Raw genomic sequence first — 22,054 nt, 5'->3', positions numbered from 1 at the left:
CGGAAGCCATGGCGCCCGGTGCGCCGCCGTCAGCGCGCCGCCGCGTCACCGGACCCGGGAGGTGCCGAAGCGGCGCGGCGCCTGGTGTCGAGAACGGCCGCCATGACGGTGATGACCGCGACAGCGGCGAGGGTCGCCAGCGCGGGCAGATAGGCACCGAGCCAGGCGAACGGGGCCAGCACGACGGCCGCCGCCGGAAGCGCCGGATCGAGGCGGCCGGTGGTACGCCGGCGGAACGCGGCCTGAGCGAGCAGATGCATGATCAGCCCGCCGATGAGCGCGACCAGGGCGACTCCCTTGAGCGGGTCGGTCAGATCGTGGGCCTGTTCGTCACCGACGTACTCGAGCGCCTTCTTCAGCCCCAGGGCGAGCAGCACGATCCCGGCGATGAGCGGCAGGTGCAGGAAGCTGTAGGCGTCCCGGGCCAGGGTGGCCCGCCGCTCCCCGGAAACCGCGGCCAGGGCGTGTTCCCCGGCCGCGGAGCTGATGCCGAAGTAGGCCCACCAGAGGCCGCCGGCCAGCGCCAGACCCAGAGTGGAGGCCACCACGATCGGCCAGGAGATCGGGAGGCGGGCGACGCCGACACCGATCGCCACGATCGACTCGCCGAGGGCGATGATGACGATGAGGCCGTGCCGCTCGGCGAAGTGGCCGACGGAAGGGATCCGCCACCCGCGCGCCCCGCCGAAATAGGTTCCGGCGTAGTCGATGGCCAAGGCTGTCACCCACAGCCACGTCCGCGCCGCGCCGTCGGTCGCGGCAGCCGCCAGCAGCAGCGCCGTGCCGGTCAGCATCGCCGGGGTGAACCGCAGCAGCTGGCCGCGCAGGCCGGCGTCGCCGCGGGACAGGATGTAGAACAGCAGCAGGTGCAGCGACCGGAAGACGAAGTAACACACCGCCACGACGACCGGGCCGGACAGCCCGCCGGGAGCGTCGTCGAACGCTTCCGGGATGGTCAGCGCCAGGATGAACATCGCCGCCATCGCCGTGAACATGCCGATCCGGGCGATGCCGTGATCGGCGCGGGCCAGGTTGGCGAGCCACGCATAGCCGGTCCAGCTCCACCACAGCAACGCGACGACGAGCAGCCCGTGGATCAGGCCGATCCCGTTGAGCTGCGCCGCCATCGTGGCGGTGACCTGGGTCAGCGCGAAGACGAAGACCAGGTCGAAGAAGAGCTCCAGAGGGGTGACCGAGTCGGCCGGCGGCGTCGTCTGTCCCCCGGGCCGAGGTTCGCGCCCGGGGGCCGTCGGTGGGCGGGTCTCGTCCGCAACGGCATCGCGGTGATCCATTACTTGCCTCCCGTGGTAAGGACCCGGCCCCGCCGGTTGTTCCGCCGCCGGCATCGACAGGCGCCATCGAGCCGTCATGTATGTAATCACGTAATCAGGTAATTGGGGGGCCGCCTCGAGGCCGTGCAGCGCGGCTCGTCGATCGTCAGGCATCCGACACCGTCGGTGGGGTTTCCGTCATAGAGTTCGGGCTCCCGGTACCCGATCGAGGAGACGGCCGCATGGACGAACCGGTTACCGGCACAACCATCCTGGTCGACTTCGGGCCCCGTGCCGGGCTCCGCGACGTCACGTCGAAACCCGCGGCGCTGGCAGTGCGCTCGGCCGCCGCGATCGAGGCCGCCATGCAGTCCCTCCACGACGTCGCCGACCGTGTCACCGGCTCGATCGAGAGCCTGGCCCGCCGGCCCGACGAGGTCGAGGTCGAGTTCGGCATCAAGCTCGACGCCGAGGCGGGGGCGCTCATCGCGCGCTCGAAGGCGGAGGGGCACCTACTCGTGACGTTGCGGTGGGCCGCGGACGACGGCGGACGCGATGAGAACCGCGAGAATCCGTAGGCAGCGGCTCCGGGAGATAAGCGTCGAGATCCGTGATGCCCGGACCGGCGAGCCGGCCGGCACCGGTGTTCTCGTCTCCGCCGCCGGATTTGCCGTCACCTGCGCACACGTGGTGCAGGCCTGCGGTGTCGACCCGCGGGTGAGCTACGGCGACGACGTCCTGGTCCGGCTACCGCAGACACCGTTGCACGGGGCCGTCGACCGGCTGGCCAAGGTGGCGTGGCATCCGCCCGACCACGAGGACGACCTGGTGGTGCTGGAGCTCGCGGGCGGGCCGGTCCCGCCCGAGCGGGTAGGGGTGTGCGGCCCGGCCGGCGACGAGGCGGACGGGCAGCCGTTCCAGAGCTGGGGCTTCCGCCTGCGTGACGACTACCCCCAGCTGATGGCCCGGGGGGTGATCGAGAGCCATGTCCCCGCCGAACGCAACTATCTGCTGGAACCGCTGCAGCTCACCTCCCCGCAGTTGGACGCCGGCATGAGCGGGTCGGCGGTGCTGGACACCACGCGCAACCTGGTGGTCGGGTTCGTCTTCCGGGTGTGGGACTCCGGGGAGTCGCCGCGCGACCGCGACCTGGCGTTCGCGGTCGACGCCGGGCTCCTGGCGCATTCACCGGTGGCCGACGCCATCGTGTCGACCTCGCTGCCGCTCGGACCGGTCGCCAAGCCGGTGCTGCATCCCGCTCTCCTCGATGCCGCCGCGGGTGCGATCGACGAATCCGCGGTCTTCGCGGAGCCGCCCGAGCACCTCGGGCGGTACGTGGGGCGCCGTCCGCTGCTGGACTTCTTGGATCAGGCCCGGGCCGACCCTGCGTCGAAGCTGGCCGGTGTGTTCGGGCCGTCCGGCATCGGCAAGACCAGCCTCGTCCGGCAGTGGCTCGCCCGTGCACCCGGCCGGACGCCACCGTTCTGGTGGACGTTCGACCCGGCGAAGCAGGAGGAGGACGACTTCCTCGTCGCGCTGATCGGTCACCTGTCCGACGGTGCGCTGGAGGGGCGGAACTTCCCGTCGGCGGCAGCCAAGGCCAACCTGGCGGCTTACCTCATGCAGAGCGCGCCGGCCCGGTCGGTCATCGTGTTGGACGACGTCTCGTCCTATCAACGGTGCGAACCCGAGCTGTACGGATACTTCCAGAACGGGGCGCTCCGGGACTTCATCAACTACCTGGTCTCCGCCGACCAGCGCACCCTGACCATCGTCACCAGCGACCTGCCCCTGCTCGAACTGGAGAACACGCCGGGCGTGGCATCCGTGCACGTGGACCCGCTGCCGGTCGAGGAAGGCGTGGCCCTGCTGGTCGCCAACGGCGTCGCCGGCGACCCGGCCACCCTGCGGGACATCGTCGCAGACTGGGGCGGGCATCCGCAGGCGCTGACCGCGGCCGCCATCTACCTTCGCGGCCGCTACGTCGGCCCGGGCCGGCGCTGGATCGAGCTGCCCGGTGACGACGACTTCGCCGGCCGGTTGCAGGCGGTCGGCGAGGCCATCCAGGAGCGCCGCACCCCCATCGAGCGATGCGCGTTGCAGGTCCTCGCGATGGCCCGCCGACCTCTGCCCGGCGAGGCGCTGACCGCCGTGCTGACCGCCCTGGCCGCGGCCGGCCTGGGCCCGGACACCGCACCGGACCTGAACGCGCTGTTGCGCTCGGAGGCGGTCCGGGAGAGTCCGGCCGGCTACGTGCCCCACCCGGTGCTGCGCAACCTTTACCGGGCCCAGCTGCACAAGGCAGAACCGGGCCTGCCCGTCGCGATCCACCGGCTGCTCGCGAACCACTACTACGCGAGCGCCTAGGACGGCAGCCGCCGCTCGTGATGTGAGCTGGAGACCTTCGGAAACAGGTCCGGCCGCCGCACCAGGAGTCAGTGCGGGCTGCGGTCGGATAGTGGCCGCAATCGGGGTGAGACTCCAAGTCTCGACGGAAAGGTGAAGACATGCATATCCCCGGCGGCAAGTCGACGGTCACGCCCTACGTGGCTGTGCGGAGCGCGTCCGAGTTCCTCGATTTCGTGGCGCGGGTGTTCGGCGCGGCCGAGGTCGGCCGGGTCAACAACCCTGACGGGAGCATCGGCCACGCCGAGACCGTCATCGGCGACTCGGTCATCATGGTGTTCGACGCGCCGAAGGCTTGGCCGGAGACCCCCGCCTTCCTGAGTGTCTACGTCGAGGATGCTGACGAGACCGTGGCTCGCGCGATCGACGCGGGTGGCGCCCTGATCACCGAGGTGGCCACTTCCGGCATCGTCGGCGACCGCGGCGGCCGGGTGAAGGACCCGTCGGGCAACATCTGGTGGATCCAGACGCATCTGGAGGACGTCGGCGAGGCCGCCATGATGGAGCGTTTCGCCGATCCCACCGAATCGGCGATCATGGAGGACGCACAGCGGACCCTCGACACCGAGATGCGTAACCGGGCGCAGCAAGGTCGAAGTCGCGAAAGCAGTTGACTCATTACCTGGCACCGCGGGGTCTGAAGTCGTGTCCACTACTGGAGCCGGGCCAGCACCTGCTCGGCCACCCGGCGGCCACGGGTGTAACCCAGCTCGGCGGCGAGGTCGCGGGCGAGCTGCGCCTCCGCGCGGGCGTTGATGGTGCCGCCGTCGTCGTACGCCAGGGCGAGCTGGGTGCGGGCGTCCACCTCGACACGGCGTAGCCCGTACGCCTGCGCGATGCTCATCGCCTCGCCCGCCGCGACCTGGGCCGCCACGCCCCGTCCTCGGGTGTTCGCGAAGCCGGCCTGGTTCACCAGCACCTCGGCCAGCACCTGCTTGTTGCCGGTCGCGCGGGCCAGGTCGGCTGATTCGTCGGAGAGGTGCCGCAGCGCGTCGTCGTCCCCGCCGATGAGCGTCATCAGCCCGAGGATCTGCGCCACGTCGGCGGTCCACCCCTGCTCCCGGCAGAACTCCAGGTTGCTCCGGTTGACCCGCAGAGCCTCCGCCGTGTCGGCGCCGGCCAGCAGATGTGCCGCGTAGCGCACTCCGCTGAGGCTGAACAGCAGCGGCACAGCCGTGTCGTCGGCGGCGATCCGTAACGCCCGGGCATAGGCCGCCGCCGCCTGCCGCGGCGCGTCGGTCAGGTCGTCCAGGTGACCGATGGTGGTGTGCGCCATCAGCGCATCTTCCTGATCCCCCGACTGCGCCGCGAGCGCGAGCGCGGCATCGGCGCTCGCCCGGCAGCTCGCCAGCGCACCCGATGCCAGATAGGTCTCGGCGAGGTTGTGACAGGAGAGCGCCGCGTTGTGCGGGTCGTGCACGGTCAGGGCCGCGGTCGCCGCCCGGCCGGCGAGCGAGGTCGCCTGGTCGAGCTGCCCCAGTGCGTGCAGGCAGACCGCGGTCTCGTGCAGCAGCCAGCGGCGCGAGTGCGGGCTCGCGGTGCGGGGGTCCAGCCTGACGTCGTGCCGTGGATAGAACTGCCGAAGCAACTCCAGGGCCACCTCGTACCGCCCGAGCGTGGCCGTCAGCCGCGCCCGGGGGCCGAGGTAGAGCCGGTTGTACAGGATCGCGGCAGCGGCGTCGAAGTCACCGGCCGACGCCGCATGGTAGACGGCCTCGATCAGCGGTGTGAGCTGGGCGTCCAGCGCCGACAGTCGACCGTCTTCGGGGTACGGCCTGGCGTCCAGCGCGGAGTTCTCCCAGTCGGGTACCACCTCACCGGTGTAGTGGGCCGTCACCTCCGACATGTGCCCACGATAGGCCCCTGCGCCGGCTCCCGGCCGGCGAAGTAGTAGCGCAGAATCTGGTGGCTGAACGCGAACTCGCCACCACCGGTCCGCTGCACCAGCGAGAGCTGGGCGGCCCGCCCCAGAAAGGCCGGCAGGTCCGGCGGGATCAGCCCGTCGTCACGCAGCAGCGCCTCCACCACCGCGACCTCGACACGCACGCCCAGCATCGTCACCAGCACGACCACGAACACCACCGCCGCGGCCAGCAGCCCGTCACCGACCGCCGGCCCCAGGTCCACCGGCTCTCCCCAGCGCAGGATCAACCCGGCTGTGGCGAGGACCAGCGCGGCACCCGCTCCGACGACGACCGCCCCGATCGCCGCCCACCGCAGCACCCGCATCAGGTAGGGCCCGAACGGCCGCGGTTCCATCGCCGCCACCCAGTTCCTGGTGTCCACGGCCTCCAGCGTCCATCCCTGTATGAACCCGAGCCCGCTGACCGCCAGCACCGCGACCAGAGCGAATACCAGCACCTGACGCCGTTGCGCGGCATCGTAGGCGGCCCACCCGGGAACGTGCCCCCACAGCTGGGACACGTCGAACACCACACAGGCGATGGTCACGAAACCGATCGGCCGCCGGAAGCCCCGCCGGAACGAGCGCACCGACCACGACCCGCGCAGCCGGAACGTGTGCACCGGCTCGGTCGTGGCCGGCCAGTCCGGCACCCGCACCCCGACGCTGAGCAGGAAAAGGCCCGCGGCCGCCACGAAACCCACGATGGGATGACGCGGCACCAGGATCACGGCGGTAGCCACCGCCTGCACCAGCCCGAGCAGCACGCCGATCAGGATGCCGACGCTGCGGCGGCGGCCCGTGCCCGGCAGCCAGCCTGACATCAGGTAGTCGTGGAAGTAGAACGCCTGCATCCGTTCCATCTGCTTCGCGATCCAGCTCAGGCAGCCGAGAAACGACTCCCGGTCGGTGAGGCCGGGGTCGCGCGCGAGCATCGTTTCGACGTACGCCCAGATGATCGCCTCCCGGGGATGCTCGCCGGCCGACCGCGCCACCCGGCACCCACCGCGATCCGGAAATGCCAGCAGCGCGGCGGTGAGAAACAGCCGGTTACGCAGCGCCTCCACCAACGCCGCCGACCCGCCGGCCACCTCCCGCAGCTCCTGGTGGGACTCCGCTGCCCGATCGAGATGCAGTAGTACCTGCTCCCGGCTGACCGGTTCGACGGTGACCGTCTGCAGACCCAGCGCGTCCGTCTGATCGTCCTCGTTGGCGCAGACCAGCATGCCGATCGCCGGACAGCGTCCCCGGAACGCATTCAGCTCATCGATCACTTTCCGCCGCCGGGTGGCCGGAAGCCAGCCCAGATTGTCGACCAGTAGGTAGAGCGTGCCTTCGCCGAGCCACCGGTCGGTGACACCAGGCGGAACCGCGTGGGCCCGCAGCGTCTCCCGTAGGTGGGCCTCCAGCTCGGTTCCGCCTCGCCAGGTGCCGGCGTCGACGGGCACCGGCACCACTGCCTCCTGACCGCGTCTGCGCCGGCGGTCGGCCTCTTCGACCAGAGACCAGCCCACATCACGCAGCAGGGTGCTCTTGCCCGATCCCGGTTCACCGACGACGACCACCGAGAACCCGCCGCGTTCCTCGGCCACAGTCCGGACCAGATCCGCAGCGCCGGTGATGCCGTCGTTGCCCGCCCTCAGCGGAAGCGGCAGCCGGGCCAGCTCACCGAGCTGCACCCCCGCCTCCGCGGCGATCGAGCCACGGTCCATCCCGTCCAGCGTCCGCCGGATGCCACCGATCAGCCGCTCCGCGTACAGCCCGTCCTTGCCGACCGGTCCCCCGCCGTCGGTCTGCCGCCTCTGCCGGACCGTGTCGATCGCGACCACCACGAACGCCATCCCGAGCATCGGCAGCAGCAGAAACGGCGATTTCAGCCATTCCGGAGCTCGATCGGTGAGCAGGTTGATGATCGACGGAATGGCGAGCAGGCTGAGTATCAGCACTCCGACGACCACCAGCCGTGCCGGCTTCACCATGCACCCTCCCGCCCGTCACCAATCTCTGACGGACAGCCAAGGTCCTCCCATGACCACGGTGGGAAGGTCACTTCCACCGGGCGAGCTGCTATCGGGGTGCCACTCGAGGTTGCTCACCACCGCCGGTCCCCGCGCGACCCGCGCTGGCGAGCGGGGTGAGAGTCAGAACCCCGACGGCCACCAGCCGTGCCGGCTTCACCATGCGCCATCCCGCCAACCACCGACCGCTGCCGGACAAACGACGTCCGGGCAGGTCACCGGCACGGGCCTCGGCACGCTTGGTGGTTGTCGGCTCTTGCGGGCACGCCCTGCACACCCTCGGCTTCCGGCAAGCTCCAGCCCCCACAGGGGTGTACGAGCGGCGCCGACGGCGGCAGGATGGGCCGGGAGCGTGACTGTCCCGGATGGAGCCGCCGGGCATCGCATCGAGGGGGATGCCGCCATGACAGCCTTGTCCGTGCGCCTGGGCGCAGCCGCGATCGCCGTCGGGATGACCGGCGTGGGGCTGCTCGTCGCACCGTCGCCCGCCGCCGCCGGCGCCGAGCGTGATCGCGGCTACTCGGCTCTGATCCGCCGTGCCTCCTACGGCGTCCCGCACATCACCGCCGGCGACTTCGCCGGGCTCGGCTTCGGCGTCGGGTACGTGCAGGCCGAGGACAACATCTGCGTCATCGCCGAGAAGGTGGTGACCGTCAACGGTGAGCGGTCCCGGTGGTTCGCGGCGGCGGGGCCCGGCGACGCCGATGTGCGCAGCGACCTGTTCTATCGCAAGGCGATCGACGACCGCGTCGTCGAGCGGCTGCTGGAGGGCCGGCGTGACGGGGTGCAGTCGCCGTCCGACGACGTCCGTGCCCAGATCCGCGGCTTCGTCGCCGGTTACAACCACTTCCTGCGCCGCACCGGCGTGCAGGGTCTGACCGACCCGGCGTGCCGGGGCAAGGCCTGGGTGCGCCCGCTCACCGAGACCGACATCTGGCGTACGTCGTGGGCCAGCATGGTCCGGGCCGGCTCCCGGGCGCTGCTCGACGGCATCGTCGCCGCCGCGCCACCGGCAGCCGCCGGGTCCGCGGCAGTCCCGGACGCGCCGGGCGCCGCCGCGGTGGTCGCCGCCCGCGACGGGGCGAGCGCCGGGATCGGCAGCAACGCCTACGGCCTCGGGGCGCGGGCCACCACCGACGGAGGCGGGATGGTGCTGGCCAACCCGCACTTCCCGTGGCAGGGCGCGGAACGCTTCTACCGGATGCATCTCAAGGTGCCCGGCCGCTACGACGTCGAGGGCGCGGCGCTGATCGGCGACCCGATCATCGAGATCGGGCACAACCGTACGCTCGCCTGGAGTCACACCGTCTCCACCGCGCGCCGGTTCGTCTGGCACCGCCTGAGCCTGGTGCCGGGGGACCCCACCTCCTACTACGTCGACGGCCGGGCGGAGAAGATGCGCTCCCGCACGGTCACCGTGCAGACCGGCGGCGGCCCGGTCAGCCGGACCTTCCACGACACCCGCTACGGTCCGGTGGCCGTCGTGCCGGGCACCTTCGACTGGACGCCGGCCACCGCGTACGCCGTCACCGACGTCAACGCCGGCAACAACCGCGCCTTCGACGGGTGGTTGCGGATGGGTCAGGCCAAGGACGTCCGCCAGCTCAAGGCGGTGCTCGACCGGCACCAGTTCCTGCCGTGGGTCAACGTGATCGCGGCCGACGCGCGCGGCGAGGCCCTGTACGGGGACCACTCGGTCGTACCCCGGGTGACCCACGCCCTGGCCGCCGCCTGCATCCCGGCGCCCTTCCAGCAGCTCTACGCCGGCAGCGGCCAGGCGGTCCTGGACGGCTCCCGGTCGGACTGCGCGCTGGGCACGGACCCCGACGCCGCGGTTCCGGGCATCCTCGGGCCGGCCAACCTGCCGGTGCGCTTCCGCGACGACTACGTCACCAACTCCAACGACAGCCACTGGCTGGCCAGTCCGGCGGCGCCGCTGGAGGGCTTCCCGCGGATTCTCGGCGCCGAACGCACCGAACGCAGCCTGCGTACCCGGCTCGGACTGGACCAGATCGGGCAACGCCTCGCCGGCACGGACGGCCTGCCCGGCAAGGGCTTCACCACCGGCCGGCTGTGGCAGACCATGTTCGGCAACCGGGTCCACGGCGCCGAACTCGTCCGCGACGACCTGGTCGCTCTCTGCCGCCGGCAGCCCGCCGCGACCGCCTCGAACGGCGCGGCCGTCGACCTCACCGCGGCCTGCGAGGCGCTGTCCCGCTTCGACCTGCGCGTCGACCTGGACAGCCGCGGGGCGCACCTGTTCACCGAGTTCGCCCTGGCCGGCGGGATCAGGTTCGCCGACACCTTCGACGTCACCGACCCGGTGCGCACCCCGCGCCGCCTCAACGCCACCGACCCCCGGGTACGCACCGCGCTCGCCGACGCCGTGCAACGGCTCGCCGGCATCCGGCTCGATGCGAAGCTGGGCGACATCCACACCGACACCCGCGGCGACCGGCGCATCCCCATCCACGGCGGCCGCGGCGAGGCCGGCGTCTTCAACGTGATCACCAACCCGCTCGTGCCCGGTGTGGGCTACCCGAAGGTCGTCCACGGATCATCATTCGTCATGGCCGTCGAACTCGGCCCGCACGGACCGTCGGGGCGGCAGATCCTGACCTACTCCCAGTCGACGAACCCGAACTCGCCCTGGTACGCCGACCAGACGCGGCTCTACGCCCGGAAGGGCTGGGACACCGTCAAGTACACCGAGACGCAGATCGCGGCCGACCCGCATCTGCGTACCTACCGGGTGGTCCAGCGGGGGCGCTGACACGGGTCCGGCGGACCGCCGCGAGAACCGGCTCGACCCACCCGGACGCGGTGAGAGGGCGGTCCGCCGCACCGCGCCGGCCAAGCCGCCGGCGAGCAGTCGCGCCAGCGCCCGGCCGGTGCGGTGAGCGAGCAGATCGCCCGCCACCATCGCCGCGGCGGCGACACCAATCACCACCGCCGGATGCAGGGTCCCGGCTCGGGCCAGCGCGCCGGCCGCCATCAGCACCCCGAACGAGGGCACGAAGGCTCAGCGGATCTCAGCCGGACGACGCCCTTCAGCCAGGCCTTACCGAGCGGTGGCCTTTCGAGGTCACCTCACGAACGGTGGCTGCCGTACCAGCCCCCAGTCTTCGATCACATCGTCGTCGATCGGGTGATGGTGGGCGGATTTCCGTGCCCGGCGGGCGGTCCCTTGTCTTCAGCCGGTGGTGGTAAGGGTTCGGGCGTAGGCGGAGCGCCCCGCCGGCAGGGTGAAGGACATCCGGGTGCCGGTGGCGTAGGGATTGGCGGTTGCCTCGATGGTCCCGCCGTGCCGTTCCACGATTCGCTTGCACATTGCCAATTCCAGGCCGGTGGCGCCGGAGTTCTTGTCACGGTGGAAGTTGGTGAAGATCTCGTGTCGTTGTCCTGGTGGGATGCCGACGCTGTTGTCGAGAATGTCGATGCGTAGCAGGCCATTCGGGTCGGGCTGGCAGGAAATGGCGAGGTAGGGCTTGACTCCCGGCGCCATCATCTGCAGTGAGTTGTCGATCAGGTTTTCCAGGAGCTGCCGCAGCAGCACCGGGTCCGCCTCGACCGGGTCCAATCGGCCGACCTCGAAGTGCGGCGGCGGCTTGCCGGTGCTTTCGGCGTGATCGATGCGGCTGTTGATGATGTCCCCCACGAGCAAGGTGAGGTTGACCGTGGTGCGCATCATCTTGCCGTCGCGGGTGGCGGTGTAGGCCAGCATCCCGTTGAGGAACGTGCGCATACGGGCGGCTGCCCGCTGGATGCGATGCACTCGCTCGGCCGGCTGGTATCCGGCTAGTTCCTGCTCCAGGACCTCGGACCAGCCTTCGATGGTGGTGAGCGGATTGAGCAGGTTGTGCGCGACCCGTCCGGCGAAGGACATCAGCTCGTCGCGGTGCCGGCGATCGGCGGTGACGTCGTGGAAAACCACGACCACGTGGCCGGGACCTGAGTTGAGCCGGGCAGTGTTGAACCGGACCACTCGCCCTTCCGGCGCCGTGCTGCTGCGGACCAGGATGTCCATCGGGCCGGCCTCGTCGCCCGCCAGGGCCCGCACATGTGGCAGCTCGGCGTCAGTCAGCGGTGTGCCGTCGGGCCGGAAGAATCCGTGGTCACTGCCGAGCGCCACTTCGCCGGTGAGGGTTTGCACGGAGCCGAGCAGGCGGCCGGCAGCCGGGTTACGCAGGACGAGGCGGCCGCTGTGGTCGAGAATGGCGAGGCCCTCGGTCATCGCGTCGATCACGGTTGTCATCATCGTGGCCTTGTCGGTGGCTTCCTGCTCGGAGACCTGGAGGCGCTTGATCAGGCTGTCCCGCTCGTCGCGGCTGAGCGCGAGGGTGAAGCCGACGGAGGCGAGGATGCCGGCGTAAACCTGAATCAACAGCATGCTCAGGTCCGAGTCGGCCACCGCCGCGTACGGTCCGTGGCCGGTCGCGGTGAAAGCCAGGGCGACGCAATTGAAGACCACGGCGTGCCCGATGACCAGCGGACTGGGCATCCGCGCGGCCGCCCACACGGTCAGCGGGATCAGGACGAACCCGATCGGCAGCCTGTGCTGACTGAACACGGCCCAGTAGGCGGCGGCCGAGGCGGCGAAGATGGCCACACATTCCAGGGCGAACGCCACGCCCAGGCGGGACAGCCCGTGACGGTGGCCGCGCAGCACATCGATGAGCAGCCATGTGGCTGAACCGAAGACCAGGATCGCGACCACGTCGCGGACGATCAGGGCAGCCACGGGGATCGGGGTGAATCCCGAGCCGCCGGTCAGCAGCGCGTCGTCGAGACTGCGCAGGAGGGTGGCGGCCGAGGCAGCGATGACGGCACACAGCAGAAGCCGCCACAGGTCCAGCAGGTTTGACAGCGGCCTGCCGCCGCTGTCGGGCGGCCAGCGCCGGGCGGCAACCGTGAACACCACCGCACCCAGAGTTGCGGCCAATCCTTCGGTCAGCGCGGACGCCGGGTTGATGCCGGCAACGGCGAACCCGGCCACGGTCAGCGGGGCGATCGCCGCCAGTGCGGCCCAGCGCCAACGAGAGTCACGGTTGACCGCGACCCAGATCGCCGCGACTCCGAAGGCAGGCCAGATCATCGGGGCCCCCGCGTCGCCCGACGCGGTGCCCGCGCCGGCGATGACGGCGATCAGGTACAGCGCCACGAAGCCGGCAACGGGGGGTACGGCCCTGGGAAGTCTCATGCGGCCCACCTCGTATTCGGATCAGCCCTTTCCTGCCTCTTCGGCATCGAGTGGCAAGGAACTTAATTCCCGGTGGTCACCTTGTCGGCCTCGATCCGCCGCCGCGGGCGGGTCTCTGCGGACGCGGTTCATGTGGCGACCTTTGTTGACGATGATGGCCCGTCGAGGTCGTCCTTCAGCCTTCGACGGGCGCCGAGTGCTCTGTGCGGGTGAGTTGAGGCCGGCGAGTCGGTGCCACGCACTTCAAGGCCTCTGTTGCCGGCCCGGCCATGGTTGACCAGGTGAACGTCAGTCGTCACGGGGATCGCGGCCGCTGACTTCGGTGCATGACCGTAGCTCAGTGATCAGGGCGTGGCCGGTGGCCGTGGTTTGCTGCAGGATGGTGGTGGCGAGGGTGGTGATCGCGGTCGTGTCGCCGCGTTGGGCTGCGTGCTCGAGGTGGGTGCAGGTTTCGGCGAGTCGCCGGGCGCCGAAGGTGCCGCTGCTGCCACGCAGTTTATGGGCGAGTCTGGCCAGTTCGTTCATGTCTTGGCGGACTGCCGCCGCAGTGATGGCCGCCGCGGTGGCTTGGCTGTTGTGCAGAAAATTGGGCAGGAACCGTTCGAACAGGGCCGGTCCCATGTCGCGTAGTTCGTCAAGGGCGTCATTGTCGAGCAGGTGCAGGGTGCTGTCGGGGCTCGGCTGCGGTGCCGCGGTGATCGGTGGTGTGGCCGTGAGGACGCTACGCAGCATGGTGTCGAGGTCGTGTTTGCGCAGCGGCTTGCTGAGGAACTCGTCCATTCCTGCGTCGCGACAACGCTGCTGGTCGGAGACCAGCGCCGAGGCGGTCAGGGCGATGACCGGAATCCGGTTGAGCGGGGCGGGCAGTTCGCGCAGTCGCTGCGTTGCGGCGTAGCCGTCCAGTACCGGCATCTGGCAGTCCATCAGGATCGCATCGTAATGCGTGCTTTGCAGTAGCCCCAATGCTTGTTCACCGTTGGCGGCGATGTCGGCCTGGTAGCCGAGGCTCGCCAACATATGGGCGGTGACCTGCTGATTGACCTCGTTGTCCTCGGCGATGAGGATCCGCCCGCCGGATCGGCGAGGCTGGTTGTCAGAGGGTGTGGCGTCGGTGGGCGGTCGGCCGGGAATGATGAGCTGGGACAGTGTTGCTCGAAGTTGAGCGGCGCGTACCGGCTTGGTGAGGTGCACGGCGATGCCGCATTCGCGGGCGGCCTGTACTTCGCCGGCCATCGCCGTGGAGGTGAGCATGGCCAGGCGGGTCGCCGTCAGGCCGGCGTCGGCTGTGATCGCGCGGGCCAGGTCCAGGCCGTTGGTGCCGGGCATGTGCATGTCCAGCAGCGCCACCGGGAACGGGTCGCACTGCTCGGCGGCGATTCGCAACAGGTGCAGGGCGGCGTCGGCGTCGGCGGCGGCTTCAGGTTGCATGCCCCAGCCGGTGAGCAAGTCGGTGAGCACCGTCCGGTTGGTGGCGTTGTCGTCGACGATCAGTACCCGTACGCCGGTGAAGGGGGTGGTGTCGGCCACCGAGGTGGACAGCGGCTCGATAGCGTCGGTCAGTGGCAGGGTAACGGTGAAGCGGCTGCCGCTTCCCGGTTCGCTGGTGACGTCGATGGTGCCGCCCATCAACTGTACGAGTTGACGGCTGATGGTCAGGCCGAGGCCAGTGCCGCCGTACCGGCGGGTCGTGGACGCGTCGGCCTGGGTGAACGCATCGAACAGGCTGGTCAGCTGGTCGGCGGGGATACCGATCCCCGTGTCGGTCACGGTCAAGGTCACCAGGCGGATGCCGTCGGAAGTGGCGTCGCCGACAGTGACAGCCACGGTCACCTCGCCGCGGTCGGTGAACTTCACCGCATTGGACGCGAGGTTGGTCAACACTTGCCGGATCCGGTGGGAGTCACCGCGCAGCGCCGGCGGGATCGCCGGGGCCACCACGGCCGCTATCTCAAGGTTCTTGGCCTGCGCGGGAGCGGCGAGCAGGCTGACGACGTCCTCCACCACAGCGCGTGGGTCGAAGTCGATCGGGTCGATGTCCAGCTTCCCAGCTTCGATCTTGGAGAAATCGAGGATGTCGTTGATGACGTTCAGCAGTGCGTCCGCGGAGTTCTGTACGGTGGTGAGGTAGTCGCGCTGCCGCGCATCGAGTTCGGTCTCCAGCAGCAGACTGGTCAGGCCGATCACGCCGTTCATCGGCGTGCGGATCTCGTGACTCATGTTCGCCACGAACTCCGACTTCATCCGCGAGGCAGCCAGGGCCTGGTCACGGGCGTCGGCCACCGCAGTCTCGGCATGCCGCCGGCCGGTGATGTCGCGCACGAACGCGTGACGGGATCCGTCATCGGTCGAGACCCAGACGGTGACCTCCACCGGCAAGCTTTCGCCATCGCGGCGGCACGCCAGGCTCTCGATGCGCCGGTCGAGCTGGTGCGACACCGATCCGGTCAACAGTTGACCCAGAGTCGGGGCCGAGCCATCGCCGGACGTGGGGAACAGTTCGTCCGATCGCCGGCCGACCGCTTCGGCCGCCGTCCAACCGAACGTGGCGGCTGCCTGGGTGTTCCAGCGGTTGATCCGCCCGCGGGCATCGATCGACACGAACGCGTCACCTGCCGCTTCCAGGATGCCGCTGAGCTGAGCCTCCCGCTCGGCGACCAGCGTCTCCGCCATACGACGACGCCGTTCCGCCCGGATCGACAGCAGAAGGGTCACCAGAATCACTTCGGCCAGCAGGGAGGCAACCGCCACGAGCCGGCCGGTGAACCGGTGTGCGCCGGCGAAGGCTTCCTCGGCCGGAACCTGCGCGACGACCGCCCAGTCCACGTGTGGCAACGGCCTGTAGGCCACCACGTGCTCGAGCCCGTCAACGGTGTCGCGGCCATCCCCACTGCGCCCGGCGAGGGCCGCCGTCACGTGCTCGTCGCCGGCGAGCGACGGCAAGCCCGCGACGGTGTTCAGGAGCGTGCCGTTGCGGTCGGTGACCTGCAGCCGCACCTGCTGTGCCGCAGCGAGCCGGTCAGTGAACGACGCCAGCGCCTCAACCTTGTAACCGACCGCAATGACGCCCACCACGGTGCCATCGGAGATGACCGGTGCGCTGACCGCGACCGCCCGCGGCTTGCCGGGCAACGAGGTGACAAACGCTTCGGAGATGTACGGCGCTCGTGTACGCACCGCGCCGCGGAAGTAGTCACGGTGCGCGAAGTTGCGGCCGACAAGACCAGCCGCCTCCTCGACAGGGTCGAAGGAGATCATCACCCCGGACGCATCCAGCACCCAAGCGCCCAGGAACGACTCGTCCCGCGCGGCCAGTCCGGCGACGTGCCGCTCCAACCCGGCCCGGGTCGAACCGCTGGAACGGGTCAGCTCAGCGGCCAGCAACCGCCGCTCCGCATATGAGGCGATCAGTGTTTTGAGCCCCGCGAGCTTGTCGTCGAGGTGAGCGACGCCGGCATCGGCGCTGACGGCCAAGCGGCGGGCCACCTCGGTCCGAACGGTCTGATCAGCTTCCCGCACAGCAAGATAGGTCAACCCGCCCAACGGCAGCAGCAGCAGCGCCAGGCAGCCGGCGCACGACTGCAGGACCGCACGCCGGAAGCCTGCCCGCGCTCCGGCATCTGCAAAAGTCCGGCCGCTTCGAACGATGACGCCGGCGACAACGGCCACGGATAACAGCACCGAAGTCGTAGCGATCATCGCCACATGGTCCGCCGACGCCTGCACCGCACGAACGATCAAAAGAATCGGCAGCGGCGCCAGCACAGCACCCGCGAGCGCGAACAGCCACCGTCGACGTACTCGTGGGGCCCACAAACCGGGTGCTGGCGTCGGCATCTTTCCGGTGGGCTCCGTCACGCCCGAACGATCGGCGGCATTCACCGCGGGTTGATGGTTCCGTCGTCCGATGCTTCCTGCGCGGAGGGCGTCGCCGCCGACCGTCGCAGCAGGAAAGCGCCAAACACAGGACGGTGGACTACTCGACAGGGGCCGACGCCACGTCGTCGCGGAGTTTACGCGCCCGGCGACGAAGCCATAGTCCGTATCCCACAGTCACGAGGCAACCCGCAGCAGCCAGAATCGCTGCCTGGAGGAGACGATCACGGGTGGCGGCATCACACGCCAGCCGGAATTCCGTGAAGTCGGAACCGGCTGGACGGTACAGGTCAACCAACGTCCCGCAGTTGGCGAAGGACCAACCATCGGCCGGGAACGGCTGAGTGGCCAGCAGCGCAGTCGGCGTCAACAGCACGGCGCCGGCCGCCGATCGCCGAGTCCACTGTCCGAGCGACGCCGGCGTGGAGGCAGTCGACCGGATCAGTGCACCCAGCGCTACACCACAAGCCATCACGATTGCGGTACCTGCCATGGTCACCACGAGGCCAGGCGAAGGCCCGGAAAGCCCGACAAAACCACCGATCGCGGCGAAGACCACCCCAGTCACCGCCACCGCGATGCCTGCGCCGATCACGCGTTCGCTACGGCCTTCGTGCGACGCCTCGGGACAGGACAGCATCGGAACTCCAACAGCTCATCGGTTCGGGCCCGGACGGTATCCGTAGCGGCATGCTGCCGCCCCATCCCACCCTGCTCACCGACCGGCTGAGCACACCGCTCAGAGGCAGGCTGCGCGGCAATCGCGGTGCGTGAAGCACATGCGGGACTTCGCTGCACCGAGCCGATCGGGGCCACCCAGGTCTCGTCCTGACTCGTGTCAGTAGACGAACCGGGACACCGCCGCCTGCAGCTCGCTGGACATGCGCGACAGCTCGGCCGCGGACCGCTGCGCGTCCCGTACCGATTCGGCCGTGGTGCGGGCGTTCTCGGCGACGCTGGTGATGCTTTGATTGATCTGGCCGGTCGCGTTCGCCGCCTCGCCCACGTTGCGGTTCATCTCGGCGGTGGTGGCGCTCTGTTGTTCGACAGCTGAGGCGATGGTGGTCGTGTAGTCGCTGATGTGGCCGATGATCTGGCTGATCTCCCCGATCGCCGCAACCGCTTGGTTGCTGTCGGCCTGGATCGCCTCGACGCGGCGGGCGATGTCCTCGGTGGCCCGCGCGGTCTCCTGCGCGAGATCCTTGACCTCGCCGGCGACGACGGCGAAACCCTTGCCGGTCTCGCCCGCCCGGGCCGCCTCGATCGTGGCGTTGAGCGCCAGCAGGTTGGTCTGCTCCGCGATCGCCGTGATCACCCGGATGACGTCGCCGATCTCGCGGCTGGAATCGCCGAGCGTGCCGATGGTCCGGTTGGCCGAGGCGGTGATCCCGACCGCCTTGCCGACCACCTCGGCCGCGTTGTTGGCGCTGCGCGCGATCTCGGCGATCGCCGAGCCCATCTCCTCCGAGCCGGCGGCCACGGTGTTGACGCTCTGCGAGACCTCGTCCGACGCCTGCGAGACGACCCGGGCCTGCTGTGACGCCGTCGCCGCACCCTCGCTGATCTGGTTGGCGATGACCGAGGTCTGCTCGGCGGCCGCGGACAGGCTCTGCGCCGCGGCGCCGACCGACGCGACGACGTCGCGGGTCTGCTGCTGGGCGACCGCGAGCATCGAGGCCATCTGGCCGACTTCGTCACGGCCGCGAACATCGACCTTGGCGGTCAGGTCGCCGCCGGCCATCGCGGTGAGCGAGGCCTTGACCATGTCGAGCCGCCGGACGATGACCCGGGAGACGTACGCGCCGAGCAGCACCGCGGCCAGCACCCCGGCGATCAGCACGATGATCAGGGTTCGCCGCGCGGCAGACGCCGATTCCCGGCCGGCCGCGGCTCGCTGCGCCGCCTGTGCGAGTTGTGCCTCGTTCTCGGCTTCGACCGCGTCGGCCGCCCTGGTCATCTGCGGCAGGAACGTCTCGCGGTAGGCGGTCGCGAACCCGGCGACGTCACGCTTGACGGCCAGCGGGATCAGGGTGTCGCGGGCCGTGGCGGTCAGGTCCTGGTAGGCCTGCTCGAACGCGTCCACGGTCGCCACTTCGACAGCGCCGGGCCGGTACTCGCCCAGCGCCGCCTGAAGCAGCTCGTCCCGTTCGGCGATCTGCTCGCCGATCTTTTCCCGGGTCGCCGCCGAGGCCACGCCGTACTCGAGATAGCGGGCCCGGATCGCCTGCAGTTGCCGTGACATGGCCGCAAGCGAGGTGAGCGGCGCGACATTGTCGCTGTAGAGCGCCTCGTTCTTGCTGCCCAGGTCGGAGATCGTGACCAATCCGGTGAGCCCCACCAGCACCGCGGCTGACGCGGCGATCCCGATGCCGACCTGGATCTTCGTACTGACCCGCAGATTGGCGAACCATCCGCCGCTGTCCGTTGCGGTGCCGGCGTCACCCACGTGCACTCCTTGCCGATGAGAGTTCCCTTCTTCCCAGTCGGCCCGCGGTGACCAGAACTGAGCCGCTGGGACGGCCAGTTACCTACTCATGGTAAGTTACGATTCGTAAGTTGTCTCGGGAGGATCGATGAAGGACACCTCCGGCACCGTTCCGCGGCGGCGGCTGTCGAAGCAGGACCGCCACGCTCAGCTCCTCGAAGTGGCCCGCGAGCTGATTCGCGAGGTGGGCACCGACGAGCTCACCCTCGGCCGGCTCGCCGAGCGGGCAGGAGTGACCAAACCTTTGGTGTACGAGCATTTCGGCGACCGGGCCGGTGTGCTGGCCGAGCTGTACCGCGAGTTCGAGGCGCGTCAGCACGAGGCGCTCGACGTCGCGCTGGCCGAAGCCGGGCCCGGGCTGCGGGCGGTGGCGAGCGTCGTCGCCGGCGCCTACATCGACTGCTGCCTCGCCGAAGGGCGCGAGCTGGCCGACGTGGTGGCCGCCCTTGCGGGTTCGTCCACCCTGAGCCAGGTACGCCAGGAAGCCGAGGTCGCCTATCTCGCCCGGTGCCGGCAAGCCCTCGAACCACTCTGCGGCCCGATCGACGCCGCCGGACTGCACGCGCTCATCGGCGCCGGTGACGCCCTGGCCCGCAGCGCGCTCGCCGGCCGGATCAGCGCCGCCCGCGCCCGCGGCGCCCTCACCCGCGTCATCACCGCCCTCGCCGCCGGCGACGGGCCCGCCCCCACGGAGCCGGCCCCATGACGATCACCCATCCCACGACGCCGGGCACCGCCCTCTGGCTCTACGCGCACCCGCTCCGCGGATCACTGAACGATCGTCTGTACAGCGAGGGAACCAAGGCCTTGTCGGAGCACTACGACGTGCTGACCTCCGACCTGCACGCCCAAGGCTTCGATCCCGTGCTCAGCGACCGCGACCTCGGCGATCTCGCCGGCACGGCCGGCAACATCGCCGAGCTGGCCGGCGAGGCCTACGCGCGGGATCAGTTGCCCACCGATGTACGCGAGGAGCAGGCCAAGCTGGCCGCGGCCGAATTGCTCGTCGTGCAGTTCCCACTGTGGTGGTACGGGCCACCGGCGATCCTGAAGGGCTGGTTCGACCGGGTACTCACCAGCGGGTTCGCCTACGGCGACTCCGATCCGGAGCTCGGGGTGCCACGGCGTTACGGCGACGGCGGCCTCGTCGGGCGCAGGGCTCTCGTGGTGGTGACGGCCGGGGAGGATGCCCGATCGATCGGCCCGCGCGGGATCAGCGGCGATCTCGAGTCACTGCTGTTCCCGATCACCCACGGCGTCCTCTGGTACGTGGGCATCGAGACACTCGGCCTGCACGTCATTCATGACGCGGACGGTTTGGACAACGACGGCGTCGAACGGGAGGTCGAACGGCTCCGGACGAGGCTGCGAGCTGTCGGCACCGAACCGGCCCGCCCCTACCGGCGTCTGCGCGATGGTGACTACCACGGAACCCGGGCTCTGCGTGACGACCTGCTGCCTGGCCGTACCGATCTCGGCATCCACCTCGCCGTGGGTCGTTAGGGCCGGGGCGATCGTGATTGTTCAGCCCTCATACCGCTCTGACCGGGTGCTCCCGCCTCGAGCCGGGCGCGTCGGGTGTTGCCAGGGCGTACTGGTCCCGTAGCTCCGCCGCCGTCGTGGCCTTGTCGAAGTGCCATCCCTGACCGAGCGCTATGCCCAGATCTGCCAGAGCGGCCGCATCCGGCGCCGTCTCGATGCCCTCCGCGACGACCGTGGCGCCCACAGCATCGGCGAGTTCCGCCAAAGCGTGGACGACGACCTTCAGCACAGCGTCGCCGGCCACTCCGCTCACGATGCTGCGGTCGAGCTTGATCACATCGGGCTCGGTGGCGACGATGTGCCGTAATGACGAGTAGCCTGCACCGACGTCGTCGATGGCCAGGCGCATTCCTTGGGCCCGTAACGGCGCCAGGACCGCCCTTAATCTCTCGTAGTTGCGGATGGGGTCGTGCTCGGACAACTCGAGAACGATCCGGTCGAGCGGCATCCTTGTCAGGAGGTCCGAACCCGCCGGCGCGAACAGCGTGGCCGGCGAGGCGTTCATGGCGATGTACCCGGTCACGTTCGGCAGGTGTTCCGCGGCGCGTCGCAGGGCCGCTAGTTCGAGATTCTCCCGCTCGTTGATGAGGCCCGCATCGGCGAAGACCTCATCCGGCGGCCGGCGCCACTCTTGCGGGAACCGGCTGAGTGCCTCGGCTCCGACCCGGCGACCTGTCGCGAGGTCGACGATCGGCTGGAGCAACACCACAGGACCACCTCGGTCCATCACGGGACGCAGCCTGCTCTCGATGGCGGCGTTACGGCGCCGGCGCTGGACATCCGGCTCCAGAATCATTGCCGCCGCATGTGCCAACACTTCCATGAGCACACGGTCGCGTTCGGTGAGCTGCGGATCAGCAGCGAATCCCGCCCCGCAGAAAGTGCCGTACACCGTCCCGTCACTGAGCTCCACAGGTACCGAGATGTAGCTGCGGATTCCTTGCTCTGTCCCGGGAAGCCCGGCAGCAACCGGGAAACGGGTGACGTCCGGAATCACCGGCGGCAGGGCACCATCCATAATCAGCTGGCAGAATGACGTGGCCCGAGGCTGCGTCATCCCGTCCTGCAATGGCAAGACGGAATCGACCACTTCCAGGTGCTGCACCGTCTCGTCCATGCGACTGAGAAATGCCAGGCCCATACCGAGTGACTGCCGGGCCGTGCGCAGCAACTCTGCTACCTGCTGACCGGTTTCGGAACGTTCCGACATCGGCGTCCCCCATGATTACGACGGTGGTCGACCTCTCTTCGGCATTTCATCTGGCCGGCTGAGGCCGCAGGCCGGCTGAGGCCGCAGGCCGGCTGAGGCCGCAGGCCGGCTGAGGCCGCAGGCCGGCTGAGGCCGCAGGCCGGCTG

Annotated in this window: 14 protein-coding genes; 6 read left to right on the top strand and 8 right to left on the bottom strand. The window is 69.8% G+C overall.

What is annotated here, in order from left to right; translation table 11 throughout:
* Nucleotides 1-29: 29 nt before the first annotated feature.
* Nucleotides 30-1,292: a low temperature requirement protein A gene (locus AC0NH5_RS16510; protein ID WP_474404481.1), complete on the bottom strand. Its 1,263-nt coding sequence runs from the start codon at nt 1,290-1,292 to the stop codon at nt 30-32.
* 221 nt (nt 1,293-1,513) lie between these two features.
* Between AC0NH5_RS16510 and AC0NH5_RS16505 the strand changes: the two genes are divergently transcribed.
* From AC0NH5_RS16505 to AC0NH5_RS16495, 3 genes are all read left to right on the top strand, one after another.
* A complete protein-coding gene (locus AC0NH5_RS16505; protein WP_474404479.1) occupies nt 1,514-1,849 on the top strand; it encodes a CU044_2847 family protein in 336 nt (111 codons plus the stop codon).
* Nucleotides 1,827-3,638: a trypsin-like peptidase domain-containing protein gene (locus AC0NH5_RS16500; protein WP_474404477.1), complete on the top strand. Its 1,812-nt coding sequence runs from the start codon at nt 1,827-1,829 to the stop codon at nt 3,636-3,638. Before AC0NH5_RS16505 ends, AC0NH5_RS16500 begins: the two co-directional genes overlap by 23 nt.
* A 140-nt stretch (nt 3,639-3,778) precedes the next feature.
* Nucleotides 3,779-4,291 carry a VOC family protein gene (locus AC0NH5_RS16495; RefSeq protein WP_474404475.1) on the top strand — a complete coding sequence of 171 codons (513 nt, stop codon included), beginning with the start codon at nt 3,779-3,781 and terminating at the stop codon, nt 4,289-4,291.
* 38 nt (nt 4,292-4,329) lie between these two features.
* On the opposite strand, the gene AC0NH5_RS16490 is transcribed toward AC0NH5_RS16495, so the two are convergent.
* Nucleotides 4,330-5,523, bottom strand: coding sequence for a hypothetical protein (locus AC0NH5_RS16490; RefSeq protein ID WP_474404473.1), 1,194 nt, complete (start codon nt 5,521-5,523; stop codon nt 4,330-4,332).
* Nucleotides 5,511-7,559, bottom strand: a complete 2,049-nt coding sequence (locus AC0NH5_RS16485; protein WP_474404471.1) for an NACHT domain-containing protein — start codon at nt 7,557-7,559, stop codon at nt 5,511-5,513. The genes AC0NH5_RS16490 and AC0NH5_RS16485 overlap by 13 nt, the downstream gene beginning before the upstream one ends.
* A gap of 442 nt (nt 7,560-8,001) precedes the next feature.
* On the opposite strand from AC0NH5_RS16485, the gene AC0NH5_RS16480 reads away from it, so the two are divergent.
* Nucleotides 8,002-10,371 (top strand): acylase, encoded by a 2,370-nt coding sequence (locus AC0NH5_RS16480; RefSeq protein WP_474404470.1) that lies wholly within the window; start codon nt 8,002-8,004, stop codon nt 10,369-10,371.
* Nucleotides 10,372-10,791: 420 nt separating this feature from the next.
* Here the strand turns inward: AC0NH5_RS16480 and AC0NH5_RS16475 are convergent, their stop codons facing one another.
* The 4 genes from AC0NH5_RS16475 to AC0NH5_RS16460 all read right to left on the bottom strand — a co-directional run bounded on the left by AC0NH5_RS16475 (nt 10,792) and on the right by AC0NH5_RS16460 (nt 19,117).
* Nucleotides 10,792-12,798 (bottom strand): ATP-binding protein, encoded by a 2,007-nt coding sequence (locus AC0NH5_RS16475; protein WP_474404468.1) that lies wholly within the window; start codon nt 12,796-12,798, stop codon nt 10,792-10,794.
* Nucleotides 12,799-13,086: 288 nt separating this feature from the next.
* Nucleotides 13,087-16,653, bottom strand: coding sequence for a response regulator (locus tag AC0NH5_RS16470; RefSeq protein WP_474404466.1), 3,567 nt, complete (start codon nt 16,651-16,653; stop codon nt 13,087-13,089).
* A 118-nt stretch (nt 16,654-16,771) separates the two neighbouring features.
* A complete protein-coding gene (locus AC0NH5_RS16465; RefSeq protein WP_474404464.1) occupies nt 16,772-17,311 on the bottom strand; it encodes a hypothetical protein in 540 nt (179 codons plus the stop codon).
* 198 nt (nt 17,312-17,509) lie between these two features.
* Nucleotides 17,510-19,117 carry a methyl-accepting chemotaxis protein gene (locus AC0NH5_RS16460; protein ID WP_474404462.1) on the bottom strand — a complete coding sequence of 536 codons (1,608 nt, stop codon included), beginning with the start codon at nt 19,115-19,117 and terminating at the stop codon, nt 17,510-17,512.
* Nucleotides 19,118-19,244: 127 nt separating this feature from the next.
* Here AC0NH5_RS16460 and AC0NH5_RS16455 point away from each other — a divergent pair, with 127 nt between their 5' ends.
* Together AC0NH5_RS16455 and AC0NH5_RS16450 are read left to right on the top strand one after the other, a co-directional pair.
* A complete protein-coding gene (locus tag AC0NH5_RS16455) occupies nt 19,245-19,862 on the top strand; it encodes a TetR/AcrR family transcriptional regulator (RefSeq protein ID WP_474404460.1) in 618 nt (205 codons plus the stop codon).
* Entirely contained in the window at nt 19,859-20,659 is an 801-nt protein-coding gene (locus AC0NH5_RS16450) for an NAD(P)H-dependent oxidoreductase (RefSeq protein ID WP_474404458.1), read from the top strand. The genes AC0NH5_RS16455 and AC0NH5_RS16450 overlap by 4 nt, the downstream gene beginning before the upstream one ends.
* A 28-nt stretch (nt 20,660-20,687) precedes the next feature.
* Here AC0NH5_RS16450 and AC0NH5_RS16445 read toward each other — a convergent pair whose 3' ends face one another.
* Nucleotides 20,688-21,908, bottom strand: coding sequence for a sensor domain-containing phosphodiesterase (locus AC0NH5_RS16445; protein ID WP_474404456.1), 1,221 nt, complete (start codon nt 21,906-21,908; stop codon nt 20,688-20,690).
* Nucleotides 21,909-22,054: the final 146 nt, after the last annotated feature.

The organism is Actinoplanes sp. 13, from assembly GCF_056134165.1.
Note: the sequence above shows the minus strand (reverse complement) of the source record. Positions and strands in the feature narration are given on the sequence as shown.

Coding starts and splice junctions, on each gene's coding strand:
- AC0NH5_RS16455 (WP_474404460.1), top strand. CDS start 19,245: ATGAAGGACACCTCCGGCACCGTTCCGCGGCGGCGGCTGTCGAAGCAG.
- AC0NH5_RS16475 (WP_474404468.1), bottom strand. CDS start 12,798: ATGAGACTTCCCAGGGCCGTACCCCCCGTTGCCGGCTTCGTGGCGCTG.
- AC0NH5_RS16500 (WP_474404477.1), top strand. CDS start 1,827: ATGAGAACCGCGAGAATCCGTAGGCAGCGGCTCCGGGAGATAAGCGTC.
- AC0NH5_RS16480 (WP_474404470.1), top strand. CDS start 8,002: ATGACAGCCTTGTCCGTGCGCCTGGGCGCAGCCGCGATCGCCGTCGGG.
- AC0NH5_RS16485 (WP_474404471.1), bottom strand. CDS start 7,559: ATGGTGAAGCCGGCACGGCTGGTGGTCGTCGGAGTGCTGATACTCAGC.
- AC0NH5_RS16510 (WP_474404481.1), bottom strand. CDS start 1,292: ATGGATCACCGCGATGCCGTTGCGGACGAGACCCGCCCACCGACGGCC.
- AC0NH5_RS16445 (WP_474404456.1), bottom strand. CDS start 21,908: ATGTCGGAACGTTCCGAAACCGGTCAGCAGGTAGCAGAGTTGCTGCGC.
- AC0NH5_RS16465 (WP_474404464.1), bottom strand. CDS start 17,311: ATGCTGTCCTGTCCCGAGGCGTCGCACGAAGGCCGTAGCGAACGCGTG.
- AC0NH5_RS16450 (WP_474404458.1), top strand. CDS start 19,859: ATGACGATCACCCATCCCACGACGCCGGGCACCGCCCTCTGGCTCTAC.
- AC0NH5_RS16505 (WP_474404479.1), top strand. CDS start 1,514: ATGGACGAACCGGTTACCGGCACAACCATCCTGGTCGACTTCGGGCCC.
- AC0NH5_RS16490 (WP_474404473.1), bottom strand. CDS start 5,523: ATGTCGGAGGTGACGGCCCACTACACCGGTGAGGTGGTACCCGACTGG.
- AC0NH5_RS16495 (WP_474404475.1), top strand. CDS start 3,779: ATGCATATCCCCGGCGGCAAGTCGACGGTCACGCCCTACGTGGCTGTG.